12 protein-coding genes are annotated in these 10,375 nt (G+C 38.3%); 9 read left to right on the top strand and 3 right to left on the bottom strand.

The window, feature by feature from the left end; translation table 11 throughout:
* Nucleotides 1-42: 42 nt before the first annotated feature.
* The 8 genes from FJR05_RS20240 (at nt 43) to FJR05_RS20205 (ending at nt 6,226) form a co-directional block, all read left to right on the top strand.
* The gene (locus FJR05_RS20240; RefSeq protein ID WP_371416920.1) at nt 43-1,194 is read left to right on the top strand and encodes an oligosaccharide flippase family protein; all 1,152 of its coding nucleotides are present in this window, start codon (nt 43-45) and stop codon (nt 1,192-1,194) included.
* Entirely contained in the window at nt 1,191-2,153 is a 963-nt protein-coding gene (locus FJR05_RS20235) for a glycosyltransferase family 2 protein (protein ID WP_168645791.1), read from the top strand. Before FJR05_RS20240 ends, FJR05_RS20235 begins: the two co-directional genes overlap by 4 nt.
* A 57-nt stretch (nt 2,154-2,210) precedes the next feature.
* Nucleotides 2,211-3,233, top strand: a complete 1,023-nt coding sequence (locus FJR05_RS20230) for a glycosyltransferase family 2 protein (RefSeq protein WP_168645790.1) — start codon at nt 2,211-2,213, stop codon at nt 3,231-3,233.
* A 51-nt stretch (nt 3,234-3,284) separates the two neighbouring features.
* Nucleotides 3,285-3,743 carry a PssD/Cps14F family polysaccharide biosynthesis glycosyltransferase gene (pssD, locus tag FJR05_RS20225; protein WP_168645789.1) on the top strand — a complete coding sequence of 153 codons (459 nt, stop codon included), beginning with the start codon at nt 3,285-3,287 and terminating at the stop codon, nt 3,741-3,743.
* 77 nt (nt 3,744-3,820) lie between these two features.
* Complete coding sequence (locus FJR05_RS20220; protein ID WP_168645788.1) at nt 3,821-4,306, top strand: glycosyltransferase; 486 nt, start codon at nt 3,821-3,823, stop codon at nt 4,304-4,306.
* Nucleotides 4,307-4,325: 19 nt separating this feature from the next.
* The gene (locus FJR05_RS20215) at nt 4,326-5,324 is read left to right on the top strand and encodes a sugar transferase (RefSeq protein ID WP_168645787.1); all 999 of its coding nucleotides are present in this window, start codon (nt 4,326-4,328) and stop codon (nt 5,322-5,324) included.
* Between the two features lie 46 nt (nt 5,325-5,370).
* Nucleotides 5,371-5,838 (top strand): anti-sigma regulatory factor, encoded by a 468-nt coding sequence (locus tag FJR05_RS20210; protein WP_168645786.1) that lies wholly within the window; start codon nt 5,371-5,373, stop codon nt 5,836-5,838.
* A 67-nt stretch (nt 5,839-5,905) separates the two neighbouring features.
* Entirely contained in the window at nt 5,906-6,226 is a 321-nt protein-coding gene (locus FJR05_RS20205; protein ID WP_168645785.1) for an STAS domain-containing protein, read from the top strand.
* Nucleotides 6,227-6,324: 98 nt separating this feature from the next.
* Here the strand turns inward: FJR05_RS20205 and FJR05_RS20200 are convergent, their stop codons facing one another.
* Complete coding sequence (locus FJR05_RS20200) at nt 6,325-7,524, bottom strand: SpoIIE family protein phosphatase (protein WP_168645784.1); 1,200 nt, start codon at nt 7,522-7,524, stop codon at nt 6,325-6,327.
* Between FJR05_RS20200 and FJR05_RS20195 the strand changes: the two genes are divergently transcribed.
* Nucleotides 7,523-7,708 carry a hypothetical protein gene (locus tag FJR05_RS20195; RefSeq protein WP_168645781.1) on the top strand — a complete coding sequence of 62 codons (186 nt, stop codon included), beginning with the start codon at nt 7,523-7,525 and terminating at the stop codon, nt 7,706-7,708. The two genes, FJR05_RS20200 and FJR05_RS20195, sit on opposite strands and share 2 nt — an antisense overlap.
* On the opposite strand, the gene FJR05_RS20190 is transcribed toward FJR05_RS20195, so the two are convergent.
* Together FJR05_RS20190 and FJR05_RS20185 are read right to left on the bottom strand one after the other, a co-directional pair.
* A complete protein-coding gene (locus FJR05_RS20190) occupies nt 7,705-9,939 on the bottom strand; it encodes a glycoside hydrolase (RefSeq protein WP_168645783.1) in 2,235 nt (744 codons plus the stop codon). The two genes, FJR05_RS20195 and FJR05_RS20190, sit on opposite strands and share 4 nt — an antisense overlap.
* 99 nt (nt 9,940-10,038) lie before the next feature.
* Nucleotides 10,039-10,269 carry a NifU family protein gene (locus FJR05_RS20185; protein WP_168645782.1) on the bottom strand — a complete coding sequence of 77 codons (231 nt, stop codon included), beginning with the start codon at nt 10,267-10,269 and terminating at the stop codon, nt 10,039-10,041.
* Nucleotides 10,270-10,375 lie beyond the last annotated feature (106 nt).

Raw genomic sequence — 10,375 nt, 5'->3', positions numbered from 1 at the left:
CTACTTCTACCTACCCTATAAACTCTCGAAAGTGGGGGGAGAGTGAAAAACTACGCTGAAGATTATGGTTTAGCTGCGATTGTATTGATGACTTTTGAATTTATTCGTGTCTTCACCCGCAATGGTATTGCTGATAAAATTGTGCAAGCAGAAGCAGAGGAAGTAGAAGAATTATGTCGGACTGCTTATGGATTGAATTGGGTAATTGCCTTAGTTTTATTCCTCGGTCAATGTTTGGCATCATTAGCGATCGCACAATTCTACAATAATTCCCATCTGATTCTCCCTATTTGTCTCATTGCCATTACTTATCTAATCTATCCTCTAGCAATGGTACAAACAGCCCTGATTAGAAGGGAAAATCGTCTCAATATTCTCGCCCTCATTAGTTCCGTCCAAGTCTCTACAGATAATGTTCTCACCGCAATTTTCGCCCTTTCCGGGATGGGAATGTGGGCAATTGTGTTACCGAAATTTTTAGTCGCCCCTATTTGGATTATTCTCACCTTTAAATATCATCCTTGGCGGATGACAAAATCTTTCACCTTTGATAAATGGCAAGAAATTACATCTTTTGCTAGTCGGGTACTTGGCATTGAATTACTAACAATATTTAGAGAAAATGTTGATTATCTTTTAATTGGTAGATTTGTCGGTGTGGAAGCTTTAGGAATTTATTATTTTGCTTTTAATGCTGGGTTAGGAATTAGTTTAAGTGTTATCAATGCTATCCGAGTCTCCCTATTTTCTGACCTATGTGATCTCAAATCTCAAACAGAATTATTCACCCAACGCTATACCCAAAGTCTCCGCAAAATCGCTGTGATGATTGTCCCTTTAGTGGTCTTACAATCCAGTTTAGCTCCTTTTTATGTTCCCCTCGTATTTGGGCATAAATGGGTAGAAAGAGGTGCAGTACCCATTTTAATTCTAATTTGTATTTCAGCCTTATCCCGTCCCTTTGCTGATGCAGCTTCCTTAATGTTCCGCGCCTTTGGTCAACCAGAAATTGAATTGCGTTGGAATATTCTATTTACTATCTGTTTAGCTACGGCAATTTTGGTCGGTACACAGTGGGGAATTGTCGGGGCTGCGGTGGCTGTAACAGTTACACACCTAACATTACAACCTCTGTATAGCTTATGGGCAACTTGGCGACAATTACCTAAATTCTTGCAGGAGGTAAACCCATGACAATTATTAATCATCCGATGGTTTCAGTAATTATTCCCGCTTATAATGCGGCTGAGTTTTTACCAGAAACTATCACATCTGTTCAACAACAAACTTTCTCAGATTGGGAATTATTAATAATAAATGATGGTTCTACAGATGACACAGTTGCAGTTGTCAGACAATTTCAAGAAACAAATCATAATATTCATTTAATTCATCAACTAAATCAGGGAGTTTCCAGCGCTCGTAATTTAGGAGTCGAAAAAAGCAAAGGTCAAATTATTGCTTTTCTTGATGCAGATGATCAATGGCTTCCTAATAAACTGCAACAACACCTGGAACATTTTCAATCTCACCCCCGCTTAGGAGTAAGTTTTTCTCAAGTGGAAATATTAACTCCAACAGGTGAACCAACTGGACAAGTTTCTAGTTCTCGTTTAACTGATTTAAAACCAGAATATTTACTTTCAGAAAATCCCACTACTACTACTTCTAATTGGGTGGTGCGGAAGGAAGTATTTGATCAAGTGGGAGGCTTTTCTCCTGATATGAGTTATTCCGAAGATTTGGAATGGTTACTGCGGGTAATTTGTACTGGTGATTGGGAAATTGCGGGGATAAATCAGGTTTTAACTCGTTATCTGACTAGTTCTGCTGGGCTATCGTCGAATTTATATCGCATGGAAGCGGGTTGGAATCAACTGGTAGAGAAGGCGAAAGTTTATGCTCCACAATTAATTGAAAAGCATTTTGCTTTGGCTCAAGCTCTACATTTGCGTTATCTGGCTCGACGCGCTTTTAGGTTGAAGTTACCGGCACAGGTGGGGGTGGATTTTATGAGTCGTGCTTTGGTTTCTGATTGGCGGTTGTTGTTTCATCAGCCGCGACGGAGTTTATTGACTTTGATTGCTGTGTTTGGCGTTTTGGTGATGGAAAAAGTTTTCTCTCGCAAAGGCGCAAAGAAAGAAGTTAATTAAAAACTAAAAAATTCCTTTCCTCTTTATTACCTATTCCCTGTTCCCTAATTTAATATTATGCCGAAAATATCTGTAATTATTCCTGTTTACAATTCTGAAGAAACGGTGGCGGAAACGCTGGAGTCTGTGCTGGCGCAAACCTATCGAGATTTGGAGGTCATTATTGTTAATGATGGTTCGACTGATAAGAGTATTGAAGTTTGTCAGGGGTTTAAGGATGAGCGAATTAGGATTGTTCATCAAAAAAATAGGGGTTTGGCTGGGGCGAGAAATACGGGGATTCGTCACGCTCAAGGTGAGTTTTTAGGTTTTGTTGATAGTGATGATGTTTGGTTGCCAGAAAAGTTAGAAAAACATTTTCAGCATTTACAAAGTTCGCCTGAAGTTGGGGTGAGTTTTTCTCGTTCTCAGTTTATTGATGATCAAAGTAAGCATTTGGAAATCTATCAAATGCCTAAATTAACAAATATTACTCCTGAATATTTGTTTTGTCGGAATCCTATCAGTAATGGATCTTCGGTAGTAATTCGTAAGGATGTTTTTAGGGATATTAAGTTTGAAGAAAATCTTTATGGGGAGGTGGAGGATTTTTATTTTGATGATCGGTTTCGGCAATCTGAAGATATTGAATGTTGGTTACGGATTGCTTTACAAACAAATTGGATCATAGAAGGTATTCCTGAAGCTTTGACTCTCTATCGTTTGAATAGTGGTGGTTTGTCGGCTAATTTGATTAAACAATATGAATCTTGGCAACAAATTCTTGTGAAAACTAATGTTTATAATCCTGAGTTTATTAAACAATGGGGTGATAAAGCTAGAGCCTATCAATTACGATATTTGGCACGACGGGCGACAAGAGCGCGATCGCCAAAAGTTGCAGTTAGCCTAGTAAATCAAGCTTTAATGGCACATTGGCGGATTATTTTGGAAGAACCTCGACGCACTTTTATCTCTTTGATTGCTGCCTATCTATTATGGATTTTGCCTAAGTCTATATACCAATGGTTAGAAAAATTAATTATGAAAATCACAGGAGCAAATCAGCAACGACGGATTCAAAAGGAACAAATTAGTTAAAAATCAACTCTTTTTAATCATCAACCAATCACCAATCACCAATCACCAATTATGACAATTTTATTAGTTTGTTCCTCCGGTGGACATTTTAAAGGTCTTCAGCAATTACGTCCTTTTTGGGAAAATCAAGAGCGAGTTTGGGTAACTTTTCGGACTGCAACTACAGAAGCTGAATTAGTTGAGGAAAATGTTTCTTGGGCTTATAGTCCTACTAATCGCAACTTTCCTAATTTTTGCAGAAATCTCTTTCTATCTTGGCAAGTAATTAGAAAAAATAGACCAGATGTAATTATCTCTACTGGCGCTGGTGTTGCTGTTCCTTTTTTAATTTTGGGTAAATTATTAGGTAGTAAAACTGTATTTATTGAATCGGTAACACGGGTTAATACTTTAAGTTTATCAGCCAAATTAGTTTTACCTTTTCTCAGTGTTTTATATGTGCAGTGGCCACAATTACAAGTCCGTTATCCTCAAGCTGAACTTGTTACTTCTCAAGAAGTTGTAAGTTGATAAAAAAACTTGATTCTCTATTCCCTATTACCCATTACCTATTACCCATTCCCTATTCCCTATTCCCTCTTTAATTTATGATTCTAGTCACCGTTGGTACAGAACAATATCCTTTCAATCGTCTCATGCACTGGATTGAGGTATTGTTACAGTCGGAAATGATTCAAGAAGAAGTGGTTGTTCAATACGGTAATTCTACTGTTTTACCGGCTGGTGCAAAGGTTTATCAATTTTTGAAAGAAGAGAAATTTCAAGATTTAATTAATGAAGCACGCATTGTGATTGCCCATTGTGGTGAAGGAACTTTATTGCTTTTGGATTCCTTGGATAAACCTTACATTTTAGTTTCTCGCAGTCAAGAGTTTAAAGAACACGTTGATGATCATCAAGTAGAACTCGGTTTAGCACTATCACAAATCAATGTTCCTGTTGCTTGGTGTCCGGGGGATTTGGTGCGGTTTATAGATGCTCCCAGACAGGTTTCTGTGGCTGATGTTTCTCAGACTAATGCCACTGCACTTTGCAATAGTTTACAATCTCGATTCGGTCAAACTCTCAACTAATTTTAGGTAGATAAAAGTGATGACTGCTCATACTAATAAAACAACATCTTTAGTTACCACGCGTTTTAATAATACTCTTTTAGTGCAGTTACCATCCCGATTAACTGTAATAGAAGCTGTCTCTTTTCGGGGATTTTTTCAACAATATGTGGAAGATGCTAGTATTACTAAAATCATCTTAGATTTTGGACAAACGACAATTATTGATAGTAGTGGAATTGGTTCACTTATTACTAATATTAAATCAGCCAAGACTAAAAATATTCACCTAGTGCTTTGGAGTGTTAATCCCCAAGTAAAACTAGCATTTTCCCTCGTTGGTTTGGATAAAATCTTGAATATTCAAGCCAATACTGAGGCAATTATCCCCACTATTAGCCGCAAATCTCAACAACTTCCACCTTTAACCCATGCTTCAGTGCGATCGCCCATTAAACGCATTATAGACATTGTTGGGGCTATTTTGGGGCTGAGTGTGACTGCGGTGCTGTTTGTACCGATTGCTGTTGCAATCAAACTTGATAATCCTGGACCCATCCTATTCAGTCAAACTCGTTGTGGTTGGATGGGAAGACGATTTAAAATTTGGAAGTTTCGCTCAATGGTAACAAATGCCGAAGCCCTCAAATCTACTATTAAAAATCAAGCGGAAGGTGCTTTTTTCAAAAATGATCATGACCCTCGTATTACTCGCGTTGGTCGTTTTCTTCGCAAAACTAGTTTAGATGAATTTCCTCAATTTTGGAATATTCTCATCGGAGATATGAGTTTAATTGGGACTCGTCCACCCACTCAAGATGAGTTAGAACAATATGAAATTCTCAACTGGCAAAGATTGGATGTTAAACCTGGATTAAGTGGGGAATGGCAAGTAAATGGTCGCTCAAAAATTCGCAATTTTGAAGATGTCATTAAACTCGATTTACGCTATCAAGAAAACTGGAGTCTAGGTTACGATTTTCAATTAATTTTAAAAACATTTATTGTGGTTTTCAACAAAGATTCAGGGGCAGTATAATCCATTTTTCGCAATTTAAACCAGTTTACCATCTTGGCAAATTTTCATGGAAACAAATTTATTAGTCCATAAATATACTCTGCAAGTTGCCAGTGATATTGACGCAATGGCAACAGTTGTAGAATGGTTCAATCAATTTAATAATAACCAGATTACTTATCAAACTTGGTTAGAAGGACAAACTGGTTTGCTAGAAGGTTTTACAAATGTAGTTCGTCATGCCCATATTCATCTTAGTTCAGAAACTCCTGTTGATTTAGAAGTACAAATCTCTCCTGAATATTTCCAAATTCGTATTTGGGATCAAGGTGATATTTTCGATTTAGAAGCAGCTTTAGAAAGTTTTCACCAAGAAACTAGCCAAAGTGAATTTGATCCTTTAGAACATGAATATCAATGGGGCTGTATTTTCTTTCTCAAACTTAGAAATGACTATGGCTGGACAATTAGTTATATGCGTGAATTGGAAAATAAAAACTGCTTATTGCTGAAAAAGCAATTAGCTGGTTCTTAATACCCATTAAGCTCATTAATCAAAATCAATAGGAGAAAATTTCGATATGTCTATTGCAGGTAAAATTATGGATTCTCAAATTAAAGTGATTCAACCCCAAGGAATTTTTAATAATCAAACCGGTAATAAACTGCGTCAGGAAGTAGATGAAATTCTAGCAGCAGATATCAAAACGATTTTGATTGATTTTCAAAATGTTACCGTTATGGATAGTTCTGGTTTTAGTGCCTTACTAACGACGCTAAAAGCAGTCCGAAAAAAAAATTGTAGATTGGTAATTTGTTCAATTAACGAGCAAGTAAAAATGATATTTGATATGACTAACACCAATCAATTTTTTGAAGTTATACCCAATCAGGCATCATTGATATCTAGCAATCCTGTATAACGTAGGGGTAGCGCCCCCGTGCCTACCCCGATTTATGGGGCAACCAAAATTTATGATGGGGCAATCAAAATTTATGGGGCAACCACAGAGGTTTGCCCCTACACCGATTTACTCAATACCACAGGAAAGTTTATCTCTAATAAAGAGCAATCATCTGTAAAATCTTGACTTCCTGTTTCCATTTTAATATCTTCTAAAATCCGATCTAAATCTCTTTCCGGTTGTTGATTATGTCTAGTAATTAAATTAATAAAACTATCCAGATTCCAGAAAGTGCCATTAGGTTGTTCAACTTCATATATGCCATCACTAAAAACATAGAGTTTACTAGAAGGTTGAATATCACATATAGCATCTTGATATTCTACGTCGGGAAATGCGCCAATTGGCATACTGCGAGTAATTAACTGTTTTATCTCTAAACTAGAGTCAATTGATTGAAAAAGTAATAAAGCCGGTGGATGCCCAGCAGTAGAGTATGTTAGTTGACAAGAAATGCGATTAAATACTCCATACCAAATAGTGAAGTATCGCGCGTTATGCTTATCCATTTGGAAAACCTCATTTAAAGCAGTGAGAACTTCCGAAGGTTGATGAAAATTTGCTTCAGGTAGAGTTTGCGATCGCAACAAATTATGTACAGAAATTGAAGGAAGTGCCGCCGCTAAACCATGTCCAGAAACATCCAAGAGATAAATAACCAAGTTATCTGCATCTAACCAGTAATAATCAAAGCAATCTCCCCCCAACTTACTAGAAGGTAAAAACCGAGAATTGATAGTAACTAATCCCGACATTGGTTCAGGCAGAATAGAAGTTACATAATCAGCAGCTTCATGTAATTCTGTTTCTAAAAGCTGTTTTTGAATTTGTAAATCTTGAGCTAATTTTTTAAGCTCTTGATTACTTCGATATAGCCTCAATCCGGCTCTAACTCGTGCTTTTAATTCACTGACATCAAGGGGTTTACTTAAAAAATCGTCAGCACCATTATCTAAACCTTTCACCTTATCTTCAATAGCTGTACGTCCGGTTAGTAAAATAAAAAATGCTGTAGATAAAGTTGGTTCAGACTTAATAATGCGACATACTTCCAAACCATTCATTTCATCCATTTGCCAATCACAAATAATCAAAGCTGGATGATGCCTATAAGCTTCTTCAACACCCTTTACACCGCTAGAAGCAAGAATAACTTCATATTCCTGTCCTTGCAGTGCTTGTTTAAGAATCATTTGGACAACTTTATCATCATCAATCACCAAAATTTTAAGTTGAGAATTAGACATTTCCAGCATGATTAGAGAGAGGAGTCAGGAGTCAGGAGTCAGGAGTCAGGAGTCAGGAGTCAGGAGTCAGGAAGAAGAAGGAAGAAGGAAGAAGGAAGAAGGAAGAAGGAAGAAGGAAGAAGGAAGAAGTAGTGAGATAAAACTCTTCCTTTGCTCCTTTGTACCTTTGCGCGAAATAAAAATCGCTCACTAAGGAACATCAATCGGAATCAGACCATTTTCCGGCACATAACCAGAAAAACAACAATCATCAGAAGACACCAAAATCAACCGCAGAGGATAATCTGGAGGGACTCGCAAATCAGCCCAAGGTACTGCTATTTCCAAGCAAGAACCTAGCGCAACTTGGGCGCGAGTAGCACGGGGATACCATAAATGATTGTCTCCTGCTGCGCGAAACTGCACCGATTGACTGAGTAAATTAACTTCCAAATGATGGTGAAATAGATAATTTAAAGGTGCGCTGTCCGGTACTTCTGCTAGAGGTATGGAACTATTTACCATTGTTCTATCTGGATAATACCAAAATAGGTGCAAATCTGGAGGTATATCTTTGCCAGGAACAGCGCCAGTTTTAAAATCTACTCGCACATAAAAATTCAAATGGTCTACTCCATACCATAAACGCTGGATAGTGCTGCTATTGTGCATAGTCCCCCTTGCACCCCCAACTTCAATCCGCCCAGCTTTATCCCAATCTTGTTCATCACCTTTACCATCTATGACAGGATGAATAAAGCCTTGTGGTTTATGGTCAGAACGGGCTTGATGGATTTCCAGAGGAGTGTGCAGATATGGAGGTATGGGTTCATTTAAGGCTTTGTAAATGCCATAGAGATGTTCCCGAAATAATTGGTCAAAAATGGCATCTTGATTAGAAGAATGTCCTTCTCCAAACCACCAAAACCAGTCTGAACCTTCAGCCGCATATAGGGCTTCCCAGGCTGCTGGATTGTTTTCTTCGGTGGCTTCGGGATGATTTGCTAAGACTTGTCTAGCGGTGGTGAGATAGTCCCAGGCGCGGTTTTTGACGGGATCTCCGATCCATGTGGTAAAATTGCCGTCTACCCAAGAACCACTATGGAGTTGTGCAGCGGGAATAGTTGCGGTGGGTGGGTGTTTTTCAATAAATTCGGAAACGGTGACAAGTTTGATATTCGGTTCATTGCTCAAACTTTCGTATAGTGTTTCTAGAAATTCTTTTCCATCTTGGGGATAAAATTCCCAACAATTTTCCCCATCTAGGGCAATTGTGACTAACCAAGGTTGATCATCGTTACTTTCTTTTTGTTGTTTAGAAATTGCTTGCAAATGTCCGACTAAATCTGCTGCGGCTTTTTTGGCTGGCATTGCACTGTATGTAAAGCCGATTAAATCTGATAATCTGTGATCACGGAAAACAATTGCCACTTCACCAGCGGGAGTTTGCAAACGATAGGGACGATAGAGGAGTTCTGGTTCTTGGACATTTCCCGCAGCGTCTCGATGAAAGAAGTGTTTCAATGACCAACCTAACACGGCTTCATCTGAGCAAATCCACTTAAATCCTTGTTTGATAATATACGGTAAAATTTCTGGACTAACGGACTGTTCGGAAGGCCATAAACCTCTTGGTTCTTGTCCAAACCTATCTATATATAAATCCCAGGATTTTTGTAAATGTCGAGGAATATCTTCCACCCATTGAAACCGCTGTTTAGGCAATGTCATTTGCGGCACAGCTACTCGTCCGGCGTTGGTATCCGCTAAGAGGGGTAAAATAGGGTGCGTATAGGGTGTGGTGGTAACTTCTAGTTGTCCACTTTCCTGCATTTTCCGGTGTTGGGGAATAATCTGACTGAGGATTTGCCGCTGTTTGGAATAAATGCGCTGGCGATCGCCTAAACTGAAATTACGTCCTTGTGCTAACCATGCAGCAATTTCCGGGTCATGCCAAAACAAAGGATCAATCCAAGCTAAATTATGCCACGCTAATAAATCACCATAATCTGACAACTGCCAATTTGCTAAACACCAACTTTGTCCCTGTTCCTGTTTTTGATAATATAACTCGGCATAACGAGGATGAGGATCAATCAAAGTATGATGATTAGCATCAAAGAAATGTTGAACTATAAACTCCTTCTGTTCACGAGTCAGCTTTTCTACAGGAGTCAAACTAGCAGTTAAATAAGGGTCAAAAGCCGTACCTGCAACATAATCTTCTAATTGCAATATCAACGAAGGCACTAAATTCACCGTTTGGTGCAACTTAGGATACTTCTCTAACAATAATACTAAATCTAAATAATCCTTAGTTCCATGCAAACGTACCCAAGGCAAGCGATATTGCTGACTAGTCACCAGAGAACTACCATTTTCAGGAGACTTGTACAACGGTTGATGTTGATGCCAGATAAACGCAACGTGCAAAGGATGAGACATAAAATATATAAAAGAGTAGGTGACGGGAAATAGGGAACGGGGAACAGGTGACAAGTATATCTTACCAATTACCAATTACCATTCCCCATTACCACTGATTTAGATAACTTGTACTACTTCAGCGATTTCAGGAATTTTTTCCATAAGACGGCGTTCAATACCCATTTTCAGAGTCATAGTGGAACTGGGACAAGAACCACAAGCACCCTGTAATCGCAGTTTAACAATTGGTCCATCCAATTCTGCAATTTCCACGTTACCACCATCAGAGATGAGATAGGGGCGCATCTCGTCTAATACAGTTTCTACATTTTCTATCGTTAATTCCATACTTTCACACCTGCTCAGTAAATAAATTGGTAATTATCCGAGTTGCTAATTATCTAGTGTAGGCTGGAAATGGATAATTGGTCATTGGTCATTGGTCATTGGTCAT

It is taken from the genome of Dolichospermum sp. UHCC 0259, assembly GCF_009711935.1.
Lineage (GTDB): Bacteria > Cyanobacteriota > Cyanobacteriia > Cyanobacteriales > Nostocaceae > Dolichospermum.
Note: the sequence above shows the minus strand (reverse complement) of the source record. Positions and strands in the feature narration are given on the sequence as shown.